Origin of the sequence: Acidianus infernus (assembly GCF_009729545.1) — an archaeon.
Lineage (GTDB): Archaea > Thermoproteota > Thermoprotei_A > Sulfolobales > Sulfolobaceae > Acidianus > Acidianus infernus.
The window spans coordinates 20,165-45,530 of sequence record NZ_WFIY01000004.1 but is presented as its reverse complement, the minus strand read 5'-3'; the positions used below and the strand labels follow the sequence as shown (position 1 = coordinate 45,530).

The window sequence follows — 25,366 nt, the reverse complement described above, 5'->3', positions numbered from 1 at the left end:
ACGTTTAACTTCCACTTCCATTACTTTATTTGATATTCTTTAAAATCGATACAAATGTCAAATAAAGCCTATACTTTCTCAACTTAATTAAAACAAGAATTATATTGGTAAATTATTTAAATCAACCTTCACTCTCTCTATTATGAGCGAGGAAACAGAGTTAATAATCCAGTCATCAAGTGAAGTAGCAAAACAACTCGATTCAACAAGTGAAGAACAAGGAATATTCCCTAGAAAGAACCTTGAATTATTAGCTCAACAAGGATTTATGGGAATTTTAATACCTAAACCTTACGGCATGGGTTTACCGGCAAGAGTTTTCGTTGAAGTTGTTAAGAATATTGCAAAGGTCTCACCGTCAACGGCTTGGATTTACGTAACTCACGTTGCAGCAACAATGGCCTTCAATACTTTCGCAAGTCAGACATTAAAGGATAAGTACATGAATGACCTAGTTAACGGCAAGCTGTTAATTGGCGCAGCAGGAACTGAATCAGTGGGCGGTGCAATAAACGCTGTGCTTAATACTACTGCAGAATTGAAAGGAGACAAATACGTAATTAATGGGAACAAGACTTTCATTACTGGAGTAGGAGAATTAGATCTTTTCATGATTATAACTAAAATTGTAGGTCAACAAAAGCCAGGAGTAATCCTAGTCGAGAAAGGACAAACAAAAGTAGGACAAAAGTTTGTTTCCTTAGGAATGAAAGGAGTATCCTGGGGAGAATTAATACTAGAGAATGCGGAAGTGAGTAAGGATAATTTCATAGTTGACGACGCAGTTAAGTTTCTAGGAGTTTTAGGAAGAGTAGGAATGTTAGGAGTTTCAGCAATATCCTTGGGATTAGCAGAAGGAGCTTTTGAGGAGGCCTTAAATCACGTTAAGAGCAGGAAATTAGGACAAAATACTCTAGGCTCTTTCGAAGGAGTACAAATTTACCTAGCTGAGATGTCTGCAAAGATAGAGGCAATGAGGCAATTACTTTACTACGCAGCAGATCAATTAAGTACGCAGAATCCATTACCAGCAGTACTTAAGGCAAGGATATTCATAACCGAGAATGCATTAGATGTAATAGATAAGGCTTTAAGAATAACCGGCGGTCACGGATTTAGTAATGCCTTAAAGATAGAGAAATATTATAGAGACGCAAGAGCACCAATGTTGCACTTCCAGACGTTAGAAATATCAAAGAAAGTACTGGGAGGAATTCTTGTAAGCTGAACTTTTATTTATTTTTCTTACCAGGGAAAAGGGAGTTAATGGAACGGAAAGGGGATTTATAACCTAAGAAAGTTTTTAGTGACTCCCCAGCTCGATGGAGGGGCATGAAAGTCCCCTCAAATGGTTCTCCAGGCTCGAATTGATGAGCCCTCTTGGGAGGTAACCCTTTCAGGAGGTTAGAAAAGAAGAGCAGTTCATTTATTATGCTAACAAAGAAATATTTCCTGAGTTCCCAATTAGATTAAATAAATTATTGGTAAAAATAAAGTGTATGGCTTTCTTAAGATGCTACATGTGCAAAAACGCTTGCGGAATAATTGCCACAGTTGAAGGAAAGGTAGTAAGAGTTGCTGCAAATAGGAATCACCCCCAGCCTGGTATTTGCGGCAGGGGTGCGGCTGGTCCTTATTTGCTTACTCACCCAGATAGACTTAAATCCCCTTTGATTAGGGAAGGAGATCAATTGGTTCCAACAAGTTGGGAAAAAGCTTTAGACGAAGTCACCAAAAGGCTTAAAGAACTTTTAGACGAAGGCCATCCAGAATACCTAGCTATAACTTACCACGATTACGGTAAGGAACTTTTAGAAAGGTTTGCAGCACTTTACGGAACGCCTAACTTAATAGGCCACGAATCAGTTTGTCACGGTCCGAGGACTGTAGCTGCAGAGTTAGTTTTAGGAGCAGAAGGCCCTAGAAGCATTGACCCTGATTATCCTAACTCTAAGTTTGTTGTATTTATAGGCAGGAATCCCCTGGAAGGCATTGTTCCTGACATAGTTAGGAGAATAGAAGAAGGAAGGAAAAACGGAATGAAGATAGCAGTTATTGATCCTAGGAAGTCGGCAATAGCTCAAAGATATGCAGATAGGTGGATTCCTATAAGGCCTGGCTCCGATACTGCTTTCCTACTTTCCGTAATATATTACATGATAAAGAACGGGATGTACGACGAAGATTTCCTAAAGAAGTACAGTAACGCTCCGCTGTTAATTTACGAAGACGATTTATCTCCTACTAATGAGTATTCAGATAAGTTAATCTATGAAGGAGAAAGAAACGGTAGAAGAGTAGCTACAGCCTTTTACTTGCTAATGAAGGAAGGAGAGAAAGTATACTCGAGGCTGAATTACATTACCGGAGCTACTTACGATGACGTTAAGTACATTGCAGAAAACTTGTGGGAAAACAGACCTTCCGCAGCAATAGACGACGGTTGGCATACTTCCTTTTCCACGGACTCAACTTACACCTGGATGTCAGCTTTCATAATTAATGCAATGATAGGCAATCTGGACAAGAAAGGAGGACTAGTATTCTCTAAAAAGCCCAAGATAAAGCTCTATGAAGAGAATAAGGCAAAGGTTAAGAGGATAGATAAAATTAGGTATCCATTAACTTATGCCGCCTTTCAGGAAGTATATAGGGCAATACTTACCGGAAGCCCTTATCCAATAAAAGCTTTAATGGTCGTAGGGACAAACCTTGACGGTAGAGATCCTAATAGCGACCTAGTTAGGAGAGCGCTAAGCAAGTTGGACTTCCTAGTAGTTGTTGACGTTATGCCTTCTGACGTAACAGAGTACGCTGATGTAGTGCTAGCAGAATCTACTTATTTAGAAAGGGACGAGTTACCTTTACCAGTAGGTTGGACTTTGGAAGCGTGGGTTGATATTCATCAAAAGGCGGTTGAGCCTTATTACGATACAAAACCGTTGTGGTGGATATTATTAGAACTTGAAAGAAGGTTAAAATTAGCAAATGACACTTTTAATTCCTTGCAGGATATGATTCTAAGTAAACTAGGAATAAACAAGGAAGAACTTTACTCAAAAGGTTGCGTAAAGATACCTACGGAAATTTACGAAGTTTATCCTTATAAGAAGGGATTAAATACTCCGTCAGGAAAAGTTGAGATATACTCCACAATCTTACACGAGCACGGATACTATCCATTACCTACTTATATAGAAAAAAACGTAATGCCTAGAGAAGACGACGAATTTTACCTAACAAGCGGCCATACTTTATATCACACTCAAGACAGCATAACCTTTGATATACCAACACTGATAAAGTTGGCTCCAGAAAACCCTGTTACCATTAACAGGAAAAGGGCTGAAAAACTGGGAATAAAGGACAATGACGAAGTAGAATTAATTTCCTTAACTACCGGTCAAAGAGTAAGATGCAAGGTTAGAGTAACTGATGACATAAGGGAAGACACAGCCTTTACATACTTCGGCTTTGGAAGACACTCTAAGGGAGAAAGATTCGCCTATGGTCATGGTTTCGACGTAAACAGTTTAATAAGCGACCAAATTACCGACCCAATTTCTGGAAGTATAGCTCAGTCCTTAAACATTGTAAAGATAAGGAAGGTATAGAAAAACATTGTAATAAAGTAGTCAGCTTATTCAACTGACTTCCTCCTGAAAGGTTCCCTCCCAAGGGGTTCATCGATTCGGGTGGCTCAGAGAATTGGAAGAGTGAGGGACTTTCATTCACCTAGTCCCTTATTGCTGTTTGCTCATACTTGAGCTGGGGAGGAGCGTCATTAACGTCTTGGGCTATCCATCCCCTTTCATCCCTTAACCTCAATCTCTGTAAGCGTGTCCAACAATTGAAATTCATAGATCATCATCAAATTCTACGTATTTAATAACTCTTAAGGGCGTTATCAAGATTTTTTAACAATGTTAGGAAAGTTTTACTAATAGTTGGGCACACTCATTCATTCAAGTTACCTTAAAATTCTTAAAATAAGATCCTGAGCCTTAAGGAAAGCCTTAGTTTTCAATATTCCTTTAAATGGGGAATAATATACTCTCAGCTTAAGTAAAGATAAGAACATGAAGATTATTATCTTGAACAACTTGCTTGAAATTTTACTATCAGTCTCATCGTGTATGTAAGTTATTTCCACTTCTTTTACACTATAACCTCTCCTCTTAAATTCATAAATTAAATTTATATCGAATAAAAAGTCATTTATTATCAAGTTGTCTAAAACTGAAAGAACCTTTTCCCTATTTATTAGCTTAACTCCCGACTGGAAATCCTTAAACTTTCTAAGACTAGGGAAGAAGAGCTTGGTCAAAACGATGAAGCCTTTGTGTAGGAACCTCCTCTTCCAAGGCATTCCCACAATCTTTCTGTTAGTAATTACCAGATCAGCGTCAGTTGTTATTATTTTATCCAAATCTTCACGAGTTACCGGTAAATCAGCATCAATTAACAGGATTTTCTCATAGGACGAGAACTCTATACCTCTCCTTAGCGATGCTCCTTTTCCCAATCTTTCCTTGCTTACGTAAAGTTTTACGTTATATTCCTTTACAACTTCTGGCGTATTATCATTACCGTCAAATACAACTATAATCTCCGACGACGAATACCATGATTTCAATTTACTTAAAGTATTTCCTATCCTCCTTTCTTCGTTATACGCTGGAATCACTATGGACAGCATTTTTATTTTATTTAAAAAGAAGGTTAGTAGAACTTATAAAGATATTTGTCTGTGTAACTTTCTAGTATATAGAATGTTTTAGTTTCTTTGTGTTGTTACCTGAGTTGTAGAGGTAGTCGGTAATACACACGTAAAGTTTTAGTTTCTTTGTGTTGTTACCTTTCGAAAGCCAGATACCCGCGTCATCAAAGATCAAGTTTTAGTTTCTTTGTGCTGTTACAAAAATTGGAGAATCTTAAGAACCCCATTAAGAACGTTAATAAACTGTCAGCTGAATTTCACGATAAACTTTATTTGATTAATATCGTCGTATTCAGTACTGGTTGGTAAGTCAAGAAGCATGGGTTGATTGTGGAGTATGTTAACCCTAGGTATTTCCTGAGTCTCTTGTCCTAAGTGTGGTAAGAAGATGATTGAGATTACTCATAGGCACTTTCTTCGTGTGATCTTGACGTAGTCGCGATTATGAATTTAAATGAGTCTCTGCCCTTCTCGAATCGATGAGGGGAACCCTTCTAGGAGGAAGTCAATATCACAAGATTGTCCAGTCATAAAAATTTTAATATCGAAGATCTAGAAATATCTCTACAATGAGTTACAGCTCGGAGCTCATTGCATTGGAAAGACTAAAAAGGGGAACTAAATATCTCATCCTTTCCCCACTTCTGTTTGGCATTACTATGGAGATTCTCTCTGCTATAAAAGTCACGACGATTTACTTACTTTCGACCACAAGCTTATTAGTCGGTGTTGCCATAATCCTCATTTTTATGGTTAAGGGTATGCTTTACTTAAGGTCTGGCTTCTCCCTTCTCTCTAGAGTTAGATCCGGTAAAACTGGCGCTACCTTATGGCTTGTAGCATTGTTTTTGTTTTTCGTGTGTATATCCCTTAATTTTGTGCTGACTTTTTCGCCTAACATATTTGAGGGTTATGGTTTAAACGTTGCGAATCTCATTACCCTCTCCTTGCCCTTAGGTATCATCTTGGCTATTATTGCTAACATCTTAATTGGCGTGGGTTTCTACAAAGTAGGCAGATTCTACAATTCTAGAACATTAAAAGCCGGGGGAATCTTAATAACTACCTTTATCTTTACATTCATAGGGTTTATACTTACTTACTTAGGATTAAGGAAGATAGTAAGGAGAATTAGCGCTGGGATGATAGTGACACAGAGAGGAAGCCCATCGTTAAGTTTGAGACTATCGCCTAGCAATTACCCCTTATTTTTATTTCCACTTTTCACTCTTTCCTCATACTACTTTTACAAGTTGGGGATAGTAATCGCTTCTATTCTGTACTTCATACTTTACCTAGCCTTCGTAATTTTATATTTCTACTCGAAAAAGTGGGTGTTACCTCTTATCTATAATCTATTTGCGGCTTTATTACCACTCTACTTTACAAATGAACTCTCGCTAGCTACGAGTACTACACCTACAGAGTACATAATCGCGTATTTATTCCTAGCACTAGCTGGGTTGGGGATAGGGAATGCTCTAACAAATCCTAACTCAAACCTTAAGGCATTTGGTGCTTTCGCTACCTTCATGTGGGTATTTTTGAGTGCGCTAGGTCTTATTTTCAGCTGTAACCAATACCTATCGTTTTCGATATGGTTTATGTCGACTTTATACTTCATGACAGTGATAATTACTAAAAGGCTCCACCCGAGATACGTACTACTTTACACCACTCCGCAAATAATTAAACCACCAGTACACTTCTGGATCGTAGGCTTGCCCCAAGGGATTTCACTAAAGATCACAGTTAACGGGAAGAAGTATAAAATAACTAATTACTATAAGGGGGCATACTATTTGACCGTGAAAGGAAATAAGGATCAATACGTTTGGAGTGTGCCAGAGAGGATACTCATTAGCAATTATACTTATACAACTTATGTTAGTAACGGAATAGCCTATGCCGGTGACGACGTAATTATACGCTATAATTTAATCACCCCTACGCCAGTACAAACGACTCCTCAACCCGCGCCAAGTAGTGTGGCTAACATACAGTTAGGCTCAACTGTTTCTAGAAAGCTTTATACAGTTAAACAGATTCAGTGGGATCCCAGAACGTGGATAGGTAAGACTCTCTCTATCTACAGGATTTCAGACGTCATTGGTGAGGGAGGTTATGCATACGTTCTAAAGGGAGAACATGACGGTAAACTTGTCGCTTTAAAAGTGTTGAAACTTGGCAATTTTAATCCTAGTGAGAATTTCAAAGAGTTGTTTGAGGAGTCCTCTAATTTAGTAAGTTTATCAGAAAAAAGTCCTAAAATAATAAAGATCTACGGAATTTATATTGATAAACAAGTTATGGAGGGGATATCAAAAGGTAATATAAAATTATACGAAACCAATCCACCTATGATAGCTATGGAATTTATGGAAGGAGGTACACTAAAAGAAATATTAATGGACGACATGATGTATTACTCCAGCAAGTGGGAGAAGACTGTATATAGGGCTATCAGAGATGTGGCGGAGGCACTATACGTCATCCACTCTAACGGTTATGTTCACATGGACGTAAAGCCACAAAACATCTTCCTAACAGAAAAGCCATCACAACCTTACGACCTGGACAAGGTAGGGTTCAAGTTGGGCGACTTGGGTAGCGCTGTAAAGGAAGGTGGAAAGATAACTCAAATAACCGTAGAATATTCACCGCCTGAGGTATATGAGCAAGCAGTAGCAAACTCTTCCATAGACATTTTCGCGTTAGGTATGACTATGTATGTACTCCTTACTAGAAAGAATGACAGACCGGATCTTAATGACATGGAAGAGGCATTCGATTGTTACCAGAGGAGTGATATGCAATGTGTTTACAAGAAGGTAATTGCTTCAAAAATTAAGTTAGCTAGTTGGGATCCTAACGTCCCTGATGAGGTAAAGCCTTTGGTTAAAGCTATGTTATCTCCAGACCCCTCGAGAAGGCCCAAGGCTATAGATGTTGTAAATTACTTAAACCGTTTAATTAAGTGACTACTTACCTTTGATAAAAAGTTTTAGACTGAAAAATCATATATTTTTCTTTTTATTCTTTCTAATCTAATATCCTCGTTTATACTTTTAGAGATCTTTTTAATTCCTTATTACTATATCTCTTCCACATATTCCAGTAGCTTTAACATTTACCCTAACGCCTGAACCTTTTGGTTCAGCATTCCCAATTACGAAAGGGGAGTAAAATTGGTATAAAATAGCAGCCTTCATACTTAATCAACCATTACTTAATGATTTTGGTATAAACATGCATTTATCCTCTATCTTTCCAGCTAAAGCGTCTTCCAATAATAAATACGGATTCTTAATTTCTTGTAGAGGTTTACCAGTACCTCCTCTTAAGAATTGCACTACCTCAGCTAAAATACTTAACGCTATTTCCTCTGCGGTCTTAGAACCTAACTTCCTTTACTTTTTCCATTTCCCTTTAAATACTCAATAATTGCTGAGCTTTCTACTAATACTTTCATCGCTTTTCTCCCTTATCTCCTTAATCTTCTTCATTAATTCTTCAGCATCTTCCTTACTAAGTACACCGAAATATCTTTCTAACCTTTTCTTCCTTAAACTTAAGGATTCCTCGATTAACTCTTCAATTACATCACTAAAACTTTTATCACCTTTTATTTCAACTAACTTCTTGTACACCTCATCCCTTATCATTATCGTCTTCATATATACATGCTATAGGTAAATAAACTTTAAATACAAGAGTCAAAGTCATAAAACTAAATTATAGTGTAAATAATTAAGTAATAGGAATATTATCAATAAAATTGGAAGATATAAGAAGTTGTACCTATATAATATACGACAATTCATAGATGGGAAGGGAGGCTAAAATTCTTTGAAGATAAAGCGTGATATATCTTGAGGTTAAGGAAAGTCTCACTCTGGACGAGTTTTAACAATTAATTAGAGAGCAATGAGAAAATCTTCTCATTAGTTAAAAACGTGAGACGAGAAATTGAAGGACACGAAGATTTTCATGATAACAACTGGGTCTAGAGTAGGGATAATGGAGAAGCGAGGAAGTTACTGATTCTGACCTTTCTTTTATTAAAAATCCTTCAAATACCGCATTCAAATTAGATAATAGAAATCTCATATAATCTTTTCGTTATCCTTAGTATCCTATGCAAGATCAAGATAATTTCCGAGTTCTTAATTTAAAGAAAGATTTATACAAACTCTTTTGTTGAAATGTTCTTACAAATGTGGGAGCTATAGTTTTGTAATTCTCTATTTAATTTTGCTATAATAATTTCGCTAATTAAAGTTTGAATTCTATCTAAATCCTTCACTGTTAGCAATACAATTATAGATTCACGAGTTTTAGAGTATACTCCAGAATCTACTTGTAAGGAGAATACTCCAAAGCGAGCTTTATTAGTTTTGCAGTTATAATTGAATTTTTCTTGGATATTAAGTTAACTAATAGATATAAATTCTAAATCTAACATAAGATTAAAAGTAAATCATACGTTTTCTTTAAGAAAAATTAGCGAAAGAACGTTATTTATAAGAATTTACAACATTTTATTATCATATTTCTCTAGTTTAAATCATTTATGTTATTTTCATAGCTTCATTCTATTATTTAGTTTTATGAGAAAATCTTTTTAAGAGTGTTTTTTATCCCACTTTATTAGAATTTATTTTCGCAATGTCAAACGAGAAAGTAAAGGGAAACGTAATAGGAAGAATGGAAAGATTACCTCTAAGCAGGATTCACTATAAATTCCTTCTTTTAGTCATGGGAGGAGAATGGGTAGAAACTCTGATGCTTTTAGGAAACGGTGTAATAGCAGCAGTTCTTTCTTCAGTTTTATTTTCAAGCATAACTATTGCTGTTACTGCTATAACTACTGCTTTCTTTTTAGGCGAAACTTTAGGTAGTGTGCTTTTCGGTAGATTAGCAGATTTAAAGGGTAGGAGGACAGTTTTCCTAGTAAATTTATTACTTTTTGGATTTGGTTCAATAATAGCAGGATTTATGAGTAATTTTTACGTTATCGCTGCTTTAATGTTTATTGCAGGCATTGGAGTTGGAGGAGAGTTTCCTTTAGTTGATACTTACACTTCTGAAATGATGCCAGCAAAGTTTAGAGGTAGAGGAGTTGCTTTAGTTTATACTCTTGCAGTTACTTCTGCACCGGTAATAGCTTTGATCACTTACTTCTCTTCTCATCCTCTTAATTATTATTCATGGAGAATTCCCTTATGGTTTATGGGAGCTGCAGCTTTAATAGTTTGGGCTTTGAGAACCAGGTTAGATGAATCTCCACGTTGGTTAGAGAGTAAAGGAAGAATAGCTGAGGCTGACGCAATTGTTGAAAAGTGGGAAAATGAAGTATTAAGAGAAGGTAAAACTTTACCTGAGCCGGAGAAAACTGAAGTTGTAGAGGAACATTCCAAGATCTCTGAATTATTTTCTCGCAGCTTAAGGAAAATAACGATAATGATGATTATATTTCAATTCTTCCAATCTGGAATATTCTATGGCTTTGTAGTATTAGCTCCTGAATTTCTTTTGGATAAAGGAATAAGTCTCGTAAATACTCTACTATTTTCCATCCTGATAGATACTGGTTTCATTGCTGGAAGTATCTTTAATTACTTTATTATAGACAAGGTGGATAGGAAATATGGTATAATAGGTTCTGCGATTTCTGCAGGAATATTGGGGACCGCCTTTGCACTTACTTCTAGCATAGCGTTAACAGTTTTGTTAGGGTTTTTAGTTGCTTTTAGTTTATGGAATTTCTCTAATTTCTTCCATACATATCAAGCTGAAATATTTCCTACTAGAGTAAGGTCAACTGGTGCAGGATTGGTCTATAGTATTAGCAGATTTTCTACTTCAATTCTAGTATTAATGATAACGGCCTTTTTCTTGCCTCTTGGGTTAGTTGCTACTTTCGGTATAATATGGGTATTTATAGCAATAGTTTCCTTAGATATAGGAATATTTGGGCCTAAGACCACTGGAAGGAAATTGGAGGATATTTCGAAATAATTTTTATTTTCTTAATTTTTAATCATAATTATATAATTTATTAGATTTGTAATTAATTGAATTCAGTATAATTAATATATTGATGCATTTTCTTCCCCAAGTATTAAAGTATAAAGTCGTACTTAATTAGACAATAATAATCAAGGTCATTAGAAGGATTTTTATTTTATTTTTCTTAATATTATTTTAAAATCATACAATGATAATTTAAATTATGATAACGACGTATTTGATGAAGGGAAATGTAATAAGTTTAATTGCCTCAGTTATAATTTTGGTTGGTCCAATATTATTAGATTTAAGAGGATTAACATACGCAGTATCTTTACCTTTCATAATTAATTATGTGGATTGTGTGGATTCTTGCCTTGCCATCATTATATTCTCATCATAAATCAAAACTAGATAAACCTAAAATAATGGACTATTTCGCGCTTTCCGCAATTATAATCGCTTTCTTTGGTCTTATCTTAGCCTCTCTAGACAACTTCACGGGTATTGAGATAATTCTTATAGGATACACACTTGAGCCAGTAGCTGGAATTTCAATTTATCTTACTACTAAAAAGATTAAAGTAACATATTCTTTCTGGGGAGCTGTAGTGTTCACTGCTGGTCTACCTCTATATTTAGTTAACCTAGGAATTATATCGATTATAGGAGATATAATAAAAATGATTGGAATAGTGGGACTATTAACTACAATTTTTTTTAAAAAGATAAACATTAATGAGTGACGTTTCGTAAGATTGGTGGAATATATACTCCATAAAATGAACACAGAAGAAGCTAAGAGATTGGTAGCTGATCAAAAAGACCTAATAGAGGAAAAGCTTTCACAAAATTACGTAAAAAGGGACTTGAAAGATATTGATAGATTTCTAACGTATTAGCGATATTAGAAATCAGAAGGTCTGGAAAATCTACCTTATCATTAATATTAATGAAGGAATTGAAAGTAAAGTTTGTCTACCTTAACTTTGATGATGAAAGTCTTTTTGGAATCAGTAGCAACGATTTAAGGAACATTGAGCAAGCTATCTACGAAGTTTACGATAATGACGTAAATTATTTAATTTTTGACGAAATACATAACGTAAAAGGCTGGAAGTTATTTGTCTCAATGTTTCTAATAGTACCATTTTGCTCTAAGTTGAATATAAAAGGACTAATATATATTTCTATACGATAATTTAAATATCGATATGGCAAGTAGTACGGAACATATTTCCAAAATATTTCTTCATTAAATAAAATAGGATATTTCTTTTATTTATAACTTAAACATTCTGATTCCTAGGAAATGCCCTTATTTCTCCAAAACCTATGGCTCTAGATTTCCCTACACCAAAATAGTTACCGTAAGCTAAGAGTCTTCTTATATTTTCTCTAAGTTTAGAATTTCTTCTAGCATCTAAGGCAAATTTAGCCCAGCCTATGAATCCTCTCACTTTGCCTTTATCGTATGGAACAGTAATAGGCATTAAATTATATGATACTTCCCTAAAATAGTAAAGGGATTTTAATCCACTAATACCTGAGATTTTAATGTCAGAGAAATTATTCCAATGAGTAGCCAAAGAGGAAAGAATAAAAGGTGAGTAAGGAAAAAGAACATAACGATTTCCTTTTAAATGAAGGCCTTGGAGGCTGCAATAACGTCGGTGTTAAAAACTGTATATAATAAGATCTGAATCTTCTAAAATAATATCGTTTTGATTTATAATTTCAACATTCTTAAGTTCAATCTCTGCTTCTGTAGAATAGATTTTAAATCTTAAAGAAGGGGTATTGACTACTTCATTAAATAATTCTTCAGAAATAGAAGTTAAAGTAAATGAATAATTTTTATCTGGAATCAATTTAAGAAATTTTTTACCAGTAGAGAATAAAGGCTTAGAATCTTTTATCGCAGTAATCCTAAAGGGCTTTATTCCGGGCAAATCAGCATTTTTACGTAGTATTGTGAAACGTTAGATATGGCAATTCTTGAAATTTTAGAACTAAAAGGCTGTATTATTAACTTCATTTTTAACTCTCAATGTAAAGTTAAAATTATAAATCATAATTTCCTTTTCGACATATAATAAAAAACTTTATTCTTTATCAATGAGAAAACCATCCTTGAATCTTCTGAATTTCACTATACTAAACGTAACTTCATCTCCAATATCGTACATTTCCTTTGATTCTATAATTACTTTATACTCGTCGACTTTGCAGGAAAGATAAGTCGTCTCTCCTAGGACTTCCACCGACTCTACAATACCTTTTAGATCCCCACCTATTTTTGTCCACTCTGGTCTGAAGCCTATTTCTATATTATCCTCTCCAATTACCTTTCCCGGTAAGAAATTCATTGGATAGTCTCCTATGAATTCTCCAACCCATTTTGTCTTAGGATATTCGTAAAGTTCAGTAGGAGTCCCAACTTGTTCAAATTTTCCATTATGAAGAACAGCTATTCTGTCAGCCAAGCTCATTGCTTCTTTTTGGTCATGAGTAACATAAATAAACGTACCATTAAGTTCCTTCTGGATTCTTTTTAATTCTCCTCTGGCTACAAACCTAACCCTAGCGTCAAGGTTTGACAATGGTTCATCAAGCAGGTAAAAGGACGGTTCTCTCACTATAGCCCTAGCTAATGCCACCCTTTGTTGTTGCCCACCACTTATCTTAGTTACGTTCATTTTTAAGATATCAGTGATCCCCAGTAATTTTGCTACTCTTTCTACTCTCTTCTGTATTTCATCTTTTGTCATTCTCTTCATTTTTAATGGAAAGGCTATATTATCATAAACAGTCATGTTTGGATAAAGAGCGTAGTTCTGGAATACCATTGCTACATTTCTTTTTTCCGGTGGTAGATTAGTGATATCTTTTCCATCAACTATTATTTTACCTTTATCTAATTTTTCTATTCCTGCAAGGATTTTAAGTAAAGTACTTTTTCCTGCTCCACTTGGTCCTAAAATGACAAAAAACTCCCCGGTTTCTATTGTCTCTGTTACTCCATCTAATATTACCTTATTCCCATACCTTTTTGTTAATTCTTGAAGCTGAATCATGCTTTTACACCTCCTGCTAAGTATTCACCTTTTAGATATTTTTGCAAGAAAAGTGTGAGGATAATTACGGGTATTGTGAATACAAGAGAAAAAGCTACTGCTGCTAATTCATTTCCTCTTGTAATATTCAAGTAAATCTCTACTGGTAAAGTAGGATGTATTGGAGAAATGATGACTGCATAAGTAAACTCATCCCAAGAGAACATCCAGGAAATAAGGAATGCAGACACTATTCCTGGCAATGCTGAAGGTATCAAAACATTTTTGAAATAAGATAGTGTAGAAGCGCCATCTATTCTAGCTTGATATTCAATTTCTCTTGGGATAGCAGAAAAAGTACCCTGTATTATGAAAGTAGCTAAAGGTAATGTTATTAACTCCTGTACTAAGGCTAGCCCCGGAATAGTATCAAACAGATGAAGTCTTATAAATTCAGCACTAATAGGTATGGCTACAACTATTCCTGGAATCATGTTAGTAATCAACAGGAGAACTAGGATGGGATAAGCTATCCTTCCTGGTAATCTGCTTAACCCATATCCTGCAGGTATACCTAACGCTAATCCCATTATTCCTACTAGCGTAGCTACTGAAAGGCTCTTGATAAACGGGTGTAGAAAGTCATATTGAGTGAATGCGTATATTAAGTTGTTCAATGTAAATGCCTTAAATGTGAGTGGAGGATAAAGAGAGCCTATAGTATATTTTGCAGGGCTGAAGGCTATCATTACTAGAATGTAGAGCGGTAAGAGGAAATATATTGAAAATATTATGACAGCTATATATCCAAATTTCATCTCCTACCACCTATTTTTATATTAACGAATATAAGAACTGAAATGAAAGCTAATAGAATTACTGCAGCTGCGGCTGACAAGTAAATTGTTGTAGTCGAATATAGCTCGTAAGCTAACGTTGTAAGTAGTGGAGGATGATATCCTATTAAGACTAAAGGTAACGCAAATATGTTAAATTCGCTAACACCTCTTATTATTAAGGCTATTGCTATAAAACTCTTTAAGTTAGGCAAAGTAATATGAATAAACCTTCTTATTGGGCCTGCTCCATCTAAAGCCGCAGCGTAGTAAAGGTCTTTTGGTATCGACATCATTCCAGAAAGTAATATCAAAGTGACTATTGGAGTGTTTTTCCAACTATCTGATATCATTACTACAAGAAGAGAAATCCAGGTATTAGCATACCAGTTAACAGTTGGTAAATGAAGGAAATGTAAGAAAGAGTTGGCATAGCCTCCAGTGGTTTGAAAGATAAAGGAGAAAGTAATTGCGGCTACAATGGTAGCGACTCCCATAGGTATTATAGCTAAAGTGGAGAATGCTTTCTTTCCTCTAAATTCTCTAGTCAAAATTGAGGCTATACCTAAACCTAAAAATAGTTGTATTAATAGAGCACCTACTGTGACTATTATAGTATTTAATATAGTTCCATAAATATTAAAATAAAATAACTCTTTATAATTATTAAGTGTAAAATGACCAGCATTATTTAAAAAACTTAAATAAATAGCATCAAATGAAGGATAAAACGCGAAAACTCCAATATAAATAATAGCTGGAATAGTAAAAAATAGGTACCTTAAATTTTGATTCAATTTACTCACCCATAGAGTGGTGCGAATACTCCTTGCTCATATTCATTAGCTACTGTAGAGTTGTAAGTTGTCTTTAAGTAAGTGTACATTTCTGCATTAGCTTCATTTAATATTGAATGTATTTCAGAAATTGGAGCATGATCTACTACTATTTGATCAAATACTTTATCAGCTACAGTATTCCAATAGCTTATCCAAGGTACGGGCTCTCTAAAGAATGCGGATTGGAATGCCTCTTCTTCAGCCTTGAATAGAGCTGAAATGTTAGATGGTAAGTTCTGGTACGCTTTAGCATTGACTGCTGGCTCTCCAAGTATTGTTATTATATCCCTCTGTACTTGAGTTGACAATAGGAACTTTATAAATATCAGTAAATCATGCAAATGAGTGGCACCCTTTGGTATAGCTAAAACATCTCCACCTACTAAATGATCATTGTTTACTGGTCCTGCTGGACCAGGATAGAATCCTATATTTGTAACATTTATTCCCTCAGATTTCATTGTAGCGTATATGTATGGCCATTGATAGTCTAGGATATAGTATTCGCCATCTGCTAAACCCTTATAGCTACCCCAATATCCATGAATATATGCTGGGTTCATATAGGAAGAGAGTTCATCCAAGAACGTAAATGCCTCTATGTCTCCAGAATCATTAAAAACGAATGGGTTTCCTCCAGCTTGAACCATCCACTGGTATAATTCAGTTGCAGTACTAGCTCCACCGTGACCTTGGAACATTATTGGCTTCACTCCAGTTTTCTGATATATTATTTTAGCATCTTGCAGTAATTGAGTCCAATTTTGTGGTGGTGTTAGATGAAGTTCATTAAATACTGTTTTATTATACCAGACTAATGGTATGTTTCCCCTAAATGGAATGAAATAGATACCGTGATACACTGATTGCTCATAATGCATCAAATTGACCATTGAAGGTATCATACTAGGAGGTGAGATAATAGATTCATAAGGAGTTAAATTCATGAGATCTCCAGCACATAACAGCTCGCCTATAATCATGTTATCCTCAGCTATTACAGTAGCCCCTACATCATTTCCTTTTTCTAAAGCTTCTATTGTACTCACTATATCTGGAGCACTTTCTACTGTTAAATGAACAGTAATATTAGGATAGAGTTTTTCAAATTGCGGTATTATATAATCATCAAATGCCTTAGCCTCTGAAGGGGCAAGGTCATCATAATAATTTATTGTTACTTTAGTGGTGGGATGGTATGTTGCCAAATAGTATTCTATCCCTCCCACTACTGCTATTACCAATATGACAATTATGGCGATTAAAGCTGTTTTACCTAAGGCTTTCCTTAATTTTCTATTCACTTTTAAAACCCCGTATTACTATATGCTTAAATTGTATAAAAAATTAATTCCTGTATCATCTATTTTATACATATTTGAGTAAATTTAATCTTTGTTTTTGTTTATGGGACTATCATTACTTTCTATGAATAGTAATGTTAAATCTTTGATATTGAATGATTATTATAATCTAAGAAATAGAGTATACCTAGTATTTCTCAATATAGTTAATATATACTTAAAATATAATATAAAATATCTTATTGAAAATTATTTTAAAACAAATAACTCTTATACTGACTTATTTCTTAAAAACTAATAATATAGAATTATTTGAAGATTAATCATCATTCAATATAATCGAATTTATTACTAAAGATTATGAGTATCATAGATTTAAATCTAAAATAAACACAGATTAGTAAGGAAGACTATTCTATTTCAAGGACATTTCAATTAGCTCGTAAATATACTAGTTAAAAATCTCTTTAAATACTTAATTATAACTAATAGAAATTATTAATATTTCTCATGAACATTTCATCAAACTTTCTGACTACATTAATAAATCCCTTATCTCCTCCTCTTAACTTGTTTGCCGAGATATAATCTGACGCTACTAATCCTGATTTAATTTTTATGAAGATACTTTTGCTCCAATAGGAAATCCTAGAAACTATGACGAAGTAACATATACAATAGATGGAAAAAATACACATATAAAGCTAGTTTTAAGGCAATTAAAGAAGCACTTAATATAGAGTATATGCTTGACTTAGCTTATGCACTGACCCAAATTATAATGACTACGTTAAGTGTTCAAATTACGTTTCAAACCTCGTTAAAAGTAGTTTACAATTAAATAATGAGAGTGTTATAGTAGTCCCCAATATTTATGGAGATAAATTTACTCAGCCTGATGGAAAAACACTTTACTTTAACTTTATCTATTATAATACTCTTAAGATTCTTGAAAATGAGAAGCCAGATGAGATAGATATTGACATTACTCATGGGATAAATTATATGCCTTTACTTGCGACAGATGCTATAAGATTGGCAACTTATACTTACTAGGAAGAGATTCCATAGATCTAGAAATTTTCGACTCCGAGCCCGTAATTAAAGGGTACTCCGGTCCATATAACATTGCCAAGGTATATTCAGAGAGACTGTGCGTTAGACAAGTCTTACTCTCAGTTCTAATGCCTTTTCTATCTAATGAAAATAAGAATAATATCACAAATAAAGTTTTAAAGAGAATAAATAACTGTAACTCTGATTTAATTTACTCTAATGCTAATGCCTTATTTTCTGGCATATTTCCATTTGTAATACTTTCTAGAAGAAAAATCGAACAATGTATAAAGAGTGTTGAAGAAAAGATAAAAATTTTGGATTATAATAATTTCGGAATTAAGTTCGATACTAGTAATAAACCTGTCTATAAAGATACAATGCCTATAGAATTAAGCTATTTGCATTCATTATTATCCATCATAGAAAAATAATTGGTAACATACCAGACAGTTCTTGTGTTAAAATTAGCGATATCAAAAATCTAGCAAAAATATTCTCTACATCAGAAACTAATATCAAAGCTAGTTGAGAACGAAATTGATATCATAGAAAAACTTCAATTAGTAATAAACCTCAACTTCTTGCTGTCATTAGATGTTCTAAAATTTCTCCAAAATCTATTTGCCAAGCTGATAAGAGAAATCTATTAGCTCATGTAGGTTTTGAACAAAACGTTACGTATTTATGGAAAGAGAATGGAGAAATTTGCATGAGCTATTGCTAATGCTTTAAAATATCTTTTACATGTTTTTAGCTTCTGACAATTTTGAGTTCTTAAACATGGCCATAAGGGAGATTCATGAGGCTAACAATAAGGTGGGGTACCTGAATTGGATAACGAAGTGAAGAAAAACTTGAGGAAAGGCCATTCCTAGATTACGTGATAAAATCAACAAGATAATTATTTTATTTCAGCACCAATAGGCTACGGTAAAACAGCAATTTCTATGGCGTTTAAAGAAGTTAGGGAGGGTTTTTAAGATAGTATATCTTATCCCCTTAGATCTCTCATAGAACAACAATTAAGGAAATTACGGGAGTAAGGTACATGGGAAAGGCAGAATTACCTTGTCCACCCTATCACGCTTACTACTAAATGAAAAAACATAAGAGACGTTCTAGCTTAGAGCTTGTATTTGCTCCTTATATTACCACCACCCTACTAAAATAGTTGGACACAATCTTGAGAACTATCTAAATTTCTCTATATTCTCTTCTGGGCTTATTTTCGTCCCGTCAACCTTTCTAAACGTGCTTTCTTTTACATCTAGGTTCAATAATCCCTGTCCTTTGCTTTTTCCGTTACCAATCTGCAAACCGAGTTTCTCAATGAAGTCCAAGGTTTCCTTCCACAGCTTTATCTCCTTGTCATTAGGATTTCTTAGTAGCACTTTAACCTCGATCTTGTCAGGGAAAAGTAGTTCCTCTGTATAAAGGTGCCTTTCCTTCACAGTCCAAGTTTTCCTATCTATGGTAGTCCTAGTTAATTCGATAAGCGTTGAGGAAGAAATCAACGAATCGGAGAAAACTACCTTTCCTGCAAATAGCTCAGAACCGTAAATTCCCTCTATTGGACATTGTTTATAAGCTAAAAACTTGGAAATAAGGTCGACGACTTCTTTCTTATTGTAACTTCCTCCTGCGGAGAAAAGGAAACCGTATTCGGTCTTCTTCAATTCGCTCCCTTTACAAGATTTCTCGCAAACTTTTTCTGCAATTTTCTCAGCCTCATCGCTAGGTGGATTCTCGTGCCCGTCGTCAATATGAGATTTCAAGATTGGATCGTTATAAGACTTTGCAACTAACTCGCTAACCCTCTTAAAGGCTCCTTTCCACGAGCTGAATGGTATTATTTTCTCTCCTCTCTCTTCTAGGAAGTACGTCTCTACCCCTTCCCTTATTCCTCCTATTAAAAGTGGCGAGACAGGCTTGAAATACAGCCTGAATAGATATGAAACCATTTACATCACCTTCTTAATCAATTCTCCTAAGTCCGAAACCTTAATCATGAAATTCAAACCTGCAGGCTTTAAATAGTCGAGGTCGTAAATTTTATTTAACCTCACTAAGCTTCCTGGAGACATTACCTTAATTACGGGCTTTTGACCAGTGATTATTTTTCCGTCAAAGCTCCTAGTAAACCAGCCTAAATAAAGTTCTGTCTTTCCTATAATGAAATCGTAGTCAAAAAATTTCTTCTCGAAGGAAGGCAAGCATTGGGAAAGGCAGTAAACTACGTCACCATCCTTAGGTTCTTCTAGGTCTATTTCTTTCACGCTCTCGACCTCAGCACTGCCGAAACCCCTATTCCTACCTTTTCCTATCTTCAAATCCTTCAGCTTTAGATCGTCTGAGGCTAAAAACCAAACCTTGTCAAGTAATTTGTATTCGTAAGCGTAAAGCATTCCCCCTTCGTTTGACCCGGTCTTCTTTGAGATTGCTACGTGTTGAGTAATTATTGAGGGCACTTCAACTTTCTCATAATAATTACGCTTCTCGTCCTCACTTGTTAGATATATTAAATCACCTACCTTAGGCTTTGCCTCCACTGGGTAGGGATATTCCTTTAAGAGCTTCTCTCCCTCTTTCTTTAACCTTTCTAAGATTCCTTTTTCCTCCTCGTATTTCTTACACTTCCTGCTTTTTGCAGGGGAGAACGCATGAGAAGGAACTGAAGGCTTCTCGCCAACCACTGGGTATGCTGGGGAAGTATAGTAACTATCTAAGAGAGAGTAATCTCCTTTTGATGCAATTATTGCACCTCTAATAGTCTGTGCAGGTAAATAATCTGCTGATGAGAAATAGTAGCTTTTTATTCTCCTAGAAGAGAACGCTATAGGCTCCTTTATTTTCAATTTTATTACCTTCATCATTCCCACAACCACCTCTTTAAACTTTCCAAGTCTGAGAAATCACAGCCTTGGGGAAATTCTTCAACCTTCAAATCAATCATTCCTCCTCTACCCAACCTCCAAAGCCTTAGGTAAAACAATGAGAGGAGAACTAGTTTTATCTCCCTGCACGAAGCGTTGTCTTTCACTTCTACTATGAATTCGAACTCCGTGTTTGGTTTTATAACCTCCTGCTTAAAGAGGGATTTATCCATTGCCTTTAAGGTTGCATCGTCTATTTTAACTCTAGTTAACACTGCATGAGGGGCAATTTTAACTCCGTGAACGTTAACAATTCCTTCGTGGTTTGGATATCCGAATACCCTGCAAACGTCGCAATCCCTCATCTTTGAAGGCTCAATTTCTCCGCACGAACTATAGCCACTCACTTCCCCTTCCTCAATTGCCTTACTTATTGCAGTCCTCATGGCCCCTTTTATTGAAGACCCTGGAATGCCCAGTTCGTTAAAGCTGATGTCAACTGAACCTATTGAAGTGTTACCTCCTACAGTTAGTGAATTAAGGGTTTTTGCTTTTACTCTTATTATCATTTTTCTTCTCACCTAAAACGAAAGTTTTTAAAACGTGATAATAACCTAACAAGTTAACGAAACCCTCCTTGTACGTCTTTAGTATAAGTTTATAAAGCTCCTTCTCGTCGTCATCTTCAACCCTCTGCCTCTCCCTCACTAAGTAAGCTAGAAGTTTGAGCAAATCTTTTCCACTGTTTAAGTATAACTCCAACGCTTCATCTAGACTGGAGACCGCGTGCTTAAATTTATTCTTCGTCTTCAGCCTAATTACAAGCGATACCAACTTATCGAGCTCATCTAAAGTTATTTTAGGAGAGTATATTTCCTTAAACTTCTCCATCTCCTCCTCAACCGCTCTATCTGATAAGAAACTTGATGTAGTTAAAACTCCTACAGTTGACTTTGCATATTTACTTTCCTCCATTAGCTTGTCTGTAGCGTTTATTAAGAACTGTATTGGATGGTCGTATTTTGCAGTTATTACTCCAACCTTGAAAGACAACCTTGCTTCTTCCTCAGCCTTCTTTATGAAAGATAAAACAAAACGTAAAGATATTGAGGCTGGAGAAATTATCACTCCTTCGTCTCCTCCAATGTATAAAGTTCCTACTGGGATCATCATTGCTTCTTCACCTAATTCCTTCAAAGTGTCGTAGTATGCCTTCTTTACAGCATAATCTACCCAAAAGCTCTTTGCGCTGTACTCACCAAAGGTAAGCGAGTCCTTGAAGTACTTTCCTGCGTCATTTCCATCAAATTTTATTACTGAAATGTAATTTGAGTTTTCGGCAATTTTCTCCATAGGGTCTATTTCCTCTTCTCCCTCCTTCTTATACTCCCAAGGTTCGCCGACTACGTAAAACTTTGAGTTTAGCTTAGCCATTACTCCCCTATTTCCTGAGTGCTGATGAACGAAATAACACCTCTTACAGTAAGCGTAATCACCTTCAAAGTATACTGCGGGCCTTATTCCGCAACTGTCGCAAACCTTGTGTAAGCCGTAAGATAATACTTCTTCCTTAAAGTTGAGCATAAGGGAATACAGGTTAGTCTTCCTTATTACTTCCGATAAAGAATCGTAACTAATGACGTGATTGTCGTAATAGAATGGGACACAACTGACCTTTAAGTTAACGTCCAGTTCCTTAAATATTTTGTCCTCTTTTAGTTTATTTATGAAATCTTCTGGGTTAACATCCGCCCTACCTACTATGTATGAATGCCCTCCCATTGAAGATAATAAAGCCTCAGGTGGTAAGAATGTCTTTCCTCTGTGGAGCTTATCTAAGTGGAGGAAGGGAACAGTTGACGATAAGAAATCAACTAGGAAACTTGCAGCTGATAAATCCCTCAAGTTGGAGAAGTAATTTATGAACGACTGTACACCGGGGAAGTCGATGAAGTATAAGTAGCCTTTAACGTTACCACTTGAGCCTTTATTACCTTCAATGGAAGGGCATTCATAGTTACTAACAACGTCGTCTTTCTCCCTAACTTTTTCCTTCTTATGTAAAGCATCATACAATTTTTCTGTGCAGGTTATGTAGTCTTTCTCGTCGTATTTAATTTGCTCCATGCACTCAGCTTTAGCTCCGGCTTCGTAACACTCTAGGAAAGGCTTGCACTCTTCTATGCTTTGAATTATCTCTTTCACTTCATCAATTAATCTATCAACGGATGAAGCAACGTGGTCAGCCCTCTTAACTATGCTGTCGTCCCTATTATGGTGTGTTCTAATTAATTCTAAAGCCTTCTTTAGCTCGTCCAAGTTTATATTCTTTTTTATATTCTTTTCCTCCAGCTCCAGTTCTTTAATAACTTCTTCCATGAATTCTATTCCTTCGGTTAAATGGTGAGAAGGGGAAGTTAACTTACCAATGTCATGCAGTATTGAAGCCAGCCTTAAGTAAGGTAAATCTTGAGAGTAAGGCTGTTCCAGCCAACCTATGAGTGAAGTTAACGTTAGGTGAGATGACAAGGGAACAAAGTTTAAGCCAGGCCTAGTGTCTGCAGGAGTCGTGCTTAATGCTTCAAATATTGTCCTTAATGAGTTAAACGTATCGATCCTACCTCCGTAAATTACTTCTGCGAAACTCTTAGGTATTGAAGTACGTCTTTTTAATAGTTCTTCTCCGCTTTCTATAAACTCCTTTCTCCTAGTTGCTATATACGAAGTTAGGAAGTCAAAGTTATTTAATAATATTTTCCCGGAGTAAGGTATGTAGGGTAAAAGTAGGGGGGCTTTAATTATAAGTGACAAGTAATCAGTTAACAAATCAACATCTCCACTTTCACTTGTAAGCATTAACTCTACAACTAGCCTCTTTAATTCCTCCCTAGCTTCCTTGTTCTTGTTTTCGTCAGTTATTTTTACTCCGTTGAGGTAAACTCCCCTTATCGTCTTCATCACCCCTTCAAGTATTCAACGTTTTCTGCTTTCAATTTTCTTCCTTCCTCCTCAAGTTCCACTATCTTAACGCATTCTTTCTCCTCAAAGGTAATTGAAAGATCCCTCTTTATGCAAATCCTCATTCCCAATCCTCCTCCACGTCGTGCAAGTACTTGGAGTACTTAGTTTCGAATTCCTCACAGGCTTTAATCAAGTCTTGGTCGTTAACTTCAAATTTTACCCTAGCAAAGTCCCTCCTCTGGAACTTAAACCTACCCATCAAAATCACCTTAAACTTACCCTTCCTACAACCCATTCCCCACAAAACCATCCCCCACTCCTCTCTGCTAAGGTTACCTATTACGTCACCTTCAAATACTGAATTCTTAGTTGCAACTTCGTAAGTATAACCTTGAACGTTAACGTAACTTACCTTACCCGCCGTTAATTTAAAGTCTGTAAAAGTTATCCTACTGGCTAAGCCCGCTGTGCCGAAAACGTTACAAACTGGGCAAACTTTTCCTTCATTTTCTAGGTCGTCACTGTACTTTCTCCTAGGTTTGAATATTTCCTTATATTTTTTAGAGACACTGGTGGAAGGCTTATTGCCCAACGAGTTGTAACAAGAGCAATCAAAGAGTACTTCAAGCCTACTCCTTACAGCCCCTCTAACAGTGTTTGCTGGAATAACTATATCGTCACTAACTCTGGTGAAATAGACTGCGTCCCTCTCAGCCTGCACTTCCGCTCTTCCAGTGCCAAGGAATTGAGAAATGATGGCGTCTGCGTTCTTCTCAACAATTAACGGCATGGGCTTAGGATTTTGAGATACGTGAAAGTACTCCGACACTACGCTAATCTTTACGTGTACTTTCCTCTTTTCTCCTACATTCCTAGGAGTAGGCTCGGATTTACATTGGGTACTGAATCCTCGCATTATTAAACACCTCTAGGAGGGAGGAATTCTTCTTAAAGAACTCGTCTCCGCTTAATTCATCCTGCGTATAATCTGCCTTTAAGTCAAATTCGTCTAAAGGTGAAAGAGATGAATTAGAACCGCTCTTCTCTGAATAATGAGTAATCCTCATCTGCAATTTATCGAATTTTACGAAACCGAAACCCCTACTTTTATAACCTCCAACCTGAGAATAACCGTAGTGAATTTCCTTCATTATTGAGAGAATATAACCAATTGCGTAATTTGGCATATTCTCACCTAGCAGTAAGAAGGAAAAGGTTGAGTTTGGTTCAACGTATTCTGCTGTAGCTAAAGCTCCCTTAGAGACTGCACCATTTTCCCTGCTTATTGCAATGATTGTCTTAACTCCTATTTTATAATTAGAGGGATAAGAATCAAAGAAGTACACGGAAGATAAGATTGAAGGTGCCCCAAAGACTTTGCAATTTAAGCAAGTCTTTTCCCAGAAGACCTTCTTTGCCTTTTCAATGTCCTTTTTTATAAGCTCCTGAAAATCTGGGATCTTATCTACACAAGTCTCTTTAGTTAATCCAGTGCACACTTTTAGCCCTTTCTTTCTGGCTATTACTTCGCCTGTGGAGCGAAAGACTCCCTTCCACGAAGAGCCTGGAATGAAAGGAATCCCTCTGCTGTTCTTTAATAATTGGACTTTAGTAATTGAAGTAAAGTCAACTACGTCCCTATTCCCTATCCTCAGAGGAGAGATGTTCCTTACTATCCCCCTTATTTCAACTCTCCTCAATAGTAC

General features: G+C 35.7%; 25 protein-coding genes and 6 pseudogenes. 12 read left to right on the top strand and 19 right to left on the bottom strand.

The window, feature by feature from the left end:
- Positions 1-142 precede the first annotated feature (142 nt).
- Complete coding sequence (locus D1867_RS00325; RefSeq protein ID WP_155862318.1) at positions 143-1,228, top strand: acyl-CoA dehydrogenase family protein; 1,086 nt, start codon at positions 143-145, stop codon at positions 1,226-1,228.
- A 271-nt stretch (positions 1,229-1,499) separates the two neighbouring features.
- Positions 1,500-3,614 carry a molybdopterin-containing oxidoreductase family protein gene (locus tag D1867_RS00320; protein ID WP_155862317.1) on the top strand — a complete coding sequence of 705 codons (2,115 nt, stop codon included), beginning with the start codon at positions 1,500-1,502 and terminating at the stop codon, positions 3,612-3,614.
- Positions 3,615-3,735: 121 nt separating this feature from the next.
- On the opposite strand, the gene D1867_RS12580 is transcribed toward D1867_RS00320, so the two are convergent.
- The gene (locus D1867_RS12580) at positions 3,736-3,861 is read right to left on the bottom strand and encodes a hypothetical protein (RefSeq protein WP_276608422.1); all 126 of its coding nucleotides are present in this window, start codon (positions 3,859-3,861) and stop codon (positions 3,736-3,738) included.
- A 109-nt stretch (positions 3,862-3,970) separates the two neighbouring features.
- Entirely contained in the window at positions 3,971-4,699 is a 729-nt protein-coding gene (locus D1867_RS00315; RefSeq protein ID WP_155862316.1) for a glycosyltransferase, read from the bottom strand.
- 222 nt (positions 4,700-4,921) lie between these two features.
- Here D1867_RS00315 and D1867_RS12755 point away from each other — a divergent pair.
- Together D1867_RS12755 and D1867_RS00310 are read left to right on the top strand one after the other, a co-directional pair.
- A pseudogene (locus D1867_RS12755) lies at positions 4,922-5,203 on the top strand (transposase); the annotation flags it as partial.
- 86 nt (positions 5,204-5,289) lie between these two features.
- Entirely contained in the window at positions 5,290-7,701 is a 2,412-nt protein-coding gene (locus D1867_RS00310; RefSeq protein ID WP_155862315.1) for a DUF973 family protein, read from the top strand.
- A 23-nt stretch (positions 7,702-7,724) separates the two neighbouring features.
- On the opposite strand, the gene D1867_RS12750 is transcribed toward D1867_RS00310, so the two are convergent.
- The 4 genes and pseudogenes from D1867_RS12750 to D1867_RS00290 form a co-directional block, all read right to left on the bottom strand.
- On the bottom strand, positions 7,725-7,784 hold the full coding sequence (locus D1867_RS12750; RefSeq protein ID WP_420809283.1) for a hypothetical protein: 60 nt from the start codon (positions 7,782-7,784) through the stop codon (positions 7,725-7,727).
- A 25-nt stretch (positions 7,785-7,809) separates the two neighbouring features.
- A pseudogene (locus tag D1867_RS00300) lies at positions 7,810-7,932 on the bottom strand (alcohol dehydrogenase); the annotation flags it as partial.
- A gap of 6 nt (positions 7,933-7,938) precedes the next feature.
- Positions 7,939-8,124, bottom strand: a pseudogene (locus D1867_RS00295) (XdhC family protein); the annotation flags it as partial.
- Between the two features lie 33 nt (positions 8,125-8,157).
- Positions 8,158-8,397 carry an antitoxin VapB family protein gene (locus D1867_RS00290; RefSeq protein WP_155862314.1) on the bottom strand — a complete coding sequence of 80 codons (240 nt, stop codon included), beginning with the start codon at positions 8,395-8,397 and terminating at the stop codon, positions 8,158-8,160.
- A 991-nt stretch (positions 8,398-9,388) separates the two neighbouring features.
- Here D1867_RS00290 and D1867_RS00285 point away from each other — a divergent pair.
- The 4 genes and pseudogenes from D1867_RS00285 to D1867_RS12320 all read left to right on the top strand — a co-directional run bounded on the left by D1867_RS00285 (position 9,389) and on the right by D1867_RS12320 (position 11,933).
- Positions 9,389-10,741, top strand: coding sequence for an MFS transporter (locus D1867_RS00285; protein ID WP_155862313.1), 1,353 nt, complete (start codon positions 9,389-9,391; stop codon positions 10,739-10,741).
- Positions 10,742-10,955: 214 nt separating this feature from the next.
- Positions 10,956-11,478, top strand: a pseudogene (locus D1867_RS00280) (hypothetical protein).
- A 15-nt stretch (positions 11,479-11,493) separates the two neighbouring features.
- Positions 11,494-11,634 carry a hypothetical protein gene (locus D1867_RS12325; RefSeq protein ID WP_240872142.1) on the top strand — a complete coding sequence of 47 codons (141 nt, stop codon included), beginning with the start codon at positions 11,494-11,496 and terminating at the stop codon, positions 11,632-11,634.
- A gap of 50 nt (positions 11,635-11,684) precedes the next feature.
- The gene (locus tag D1867_RS12320) at positions 11,685-11,933 is read left to right on the top strand and encodes an AAA family ATPase (RefSeq protein WP_240872141.1); all 249 of its coding nucleotides are present in this window, start codon (positions 11,685-11,687) and stop codon (positions 11,931-11,933) included.
- Between the two features lie 88 nt (positions 11,934-12,021).
- On the opposite strand, the pseudogene cas6 reads toward D1867_RS12320, so the two are convergent.
- The 6 genes and pseudogenes from cas6 to D1867_RS00250 form a co-directional block, all read right to left on the bottom strand.
- Positions 12,022-12,360 (bottom strand): annotated as a pseudogene (gene cas6, locus D1867_RS12315) (CRISPR-associated endoribonuclease Cas6); the annotation flags it as partial.
- Positions 12,361-12,408: 48 nt separating this feature from the next.
- Positions 12,409-12,684 (bottom strand): hypothetical protein, encoded by a 276-nt coding sequence (locus D1867_RS12310; RefSeq protein WP_240872139.1) that lies wholly within the window; start codon positions 12,682-12,684, stop codon positions 12,409-12,411.
- Between the two features lie 153 nt (positions 12,685-12,837).
- Positions 12,838-13,809 (bottom strand): ABC transporter ATP-binding protein, encoded by a 972-nt coding sequence (locus D1867_RS00265; RefSeq protein ID WP_155862312.1) that lies wholly within the window; start codon positions 13,807-13,809, stop codon positions 12,838-12,840.
- The gene (locus tag D1867_RS00260) at positions 13,806-14,606 is read right to left on the bottom strand and encodes a carbohydrate ABC transporter permease (protein ID WP_155862311.1); all 801 of its coding nucleotides are present in this window, start codon (positions 14,604-14,606) and stop codon (positions 13,806-13,808) included. Before D1867_RS00260 ends, D1867_RS00265 begins: the two co-directional genes overlap by 4 nt.
- The gene (locus D1867_RS00255) at positions 14,603-15,430 is read right to left on the bottom strand and encodes a carbohydrate ABC transporter permease (protein WP_420809271.1); all 828 of its coding nucleotides are present in this window, start codon (positions 15,428-15,430) and stop codon (positions 14,603-14,605) included. Before D1867_RS00255 ends, D1867_RS00260 begins: the two co-directional genes overlap by 4 nt.
- Positions 15,427-16,767, bottom strand: coding sequence for an ABC transporter substrate-binding protein (locus D1867_RS00250; protein WP_338077891.1), 1,341 nt, complete (start codon positions 16,765-16,767; stop codon positions 15,427-15,429). Before D1867_RS00250 ends, D1867_RS00255 begins: the two co-directional genes overlap by 4 nt.
- 828 nt (positions 16,768-17,595) lie before the next feature.
- On the opposite strand from D1867_RS00250, the pseudogene D1867_RS12745 reads away from it, so the two are divergent.
- The 4 genes and pseudogenes from D1867_RS12745 to D1867_RS12735 all read left to right on the top strand — a co-directional run.
- A pseudogene (locus tag D1867_RS12745) lies at positions 17,596-17,757 on the top strand (CRISPR-associated CARF protein Csx1); the annotation flags it as partial.
- Positions 17,758-17,772: 15 nt separating this feature from the next.
- Entirely contained in the window at positions 17,773-17,823 is a 51-nt protein-coding gene (locus tag D1867_RS12740) for a hypothetical protein (RefSeq protein ID WP_420809282.1), read from the top strand.
- A 128-nt stretch (positions 17,824-17,951) separates the two neighbouring features.
- The gene (locus tag D1867_RS12300) at positions 17,952-18,257 is read left to right on the top strand and encodes a hypothetical protein (RefSeq protein WP_240872138.1); all 306 of its coding nucleotides are present in this window, start codon (positions 17,952-17,954) and stop codon (positions 18,255-18,257) included.
- A 128-nt stretch (positions 18,258-18,385) separates the two neighbouring features.
- Positions 18,386-18,550 carry a TM1812 family CRISPR-associated protein gene (locus D1867_RS12735; protein WP_420809281.1) on the top strand — a complete coding sequence of 55 codons (165 nt, stop codon included), beginning with the start codon at positions 18,386-18,388 and terminating at the stop codon, positions 18,548-18,550.
- 466 nt (positions 18,551-19,016) lie between these two features.
- On the opposite strand, the gene D1867_RS00240 is transcribed toward D1867_RS12735, so the two are convergent.
- Genes D1867_RS00240 through csx7 form a run of 7 tightly spaced genes read right to left on the bottom strand, consistent with a single transcriptional unit; the run spans position 19,017 to position 25,360 of the window.
- Positions 19,017-19,787 carry an RAMP superfamily CRISPR-associated protein gene (locus tag D1867_RS00240; RefSeq protein ID WP_155862309.1) on the bottom strand — a complete coding sequence of 257 codons (771 nt, stop codon included), beginning with the start codon at positions 19,785-19,787 and terminating at the stop codon, positions 19,017-19,019.
- The gene (locus tag D1867_RS00235) at positions 19,788-20,699 is read right to left on the bottom strand and encodes a hypothetical protein (RefSeq protein WP_155862308.1); all 912 of its coding nucleotides are present in this window, start codon (positions 20,697-20,699) and stop codon (positions 19,788-19,790) included.
- Complete coding sequence (locus tag D1867_RS00230; RefSeq protein ID WP_155862307.1) at positions 20,696-21,268, bottom strand: RAMP superfamily CRISPR-associated protein; 573 nt, start codon at positions 21,266-21,268, stop codon at positions 20,696-20,698. Before D1867_RS00230 ends, D1867_RS00235 begins: the two co-directional genes overlap by 4 nt.
- Positions 21,237-23,657, bottom strand: a complete 2,421-nt coding sequence (locus D1867_RS00225) for an HD domain-containing protein (RefSeq protein WP_155862306.1) — start codon at positions 23,655-23,657, stop codon at positions 21,237-21,239. The genes D1867_RS00230 and D1867_RS00225 overlap by 32 nt, the downstream gene beginning before the upstream one ends.
- On the bottom strand, positions 23,657-23,782 hold the full coding sequence (locus D1867_RS12575) for a hypothetical protein (RefSeq protein ID WP_276608421.1): 126 nt from the start codon (positions 23,780-23,782) through the stop codon (positions 23,657-23,659). The genes D1867_RS00225 and D1867_RS12575 overlap by 1 nt, the downstream gene beginning before the upstream one ends.
- Positions 23,779-24,576 (bottom strand): RAMP superfamily CRISPR-associated protein, encoded by a 798-nt coding sequence (locus D1867_RS00220; RefSeq protein WP_155862305.1) that lies wholly within the window; start codon positions 24,574-24,576, stop codon positions 23,779-23,781. Before D1867_RS00220 ends, D1867_RS12575 begins: the two co-directional genes overlap by 4 nt.
- Entirely contained in the window at positions 24,551-25,360 is an 810-nt protein-coding gene (gene csx7 / locus D1867_RS00215; protein ID WP_155862304.1) for a type III CRISPR-associated RAMP protein Csx7, read from the bottom strand. Before csx7 ends, D1867_RS00220 begins: the two co-directional genes overlap by 26 nt.
- Between the last annotated feature and the right edge of the window lie 6 nt (positions 25,361-25,366).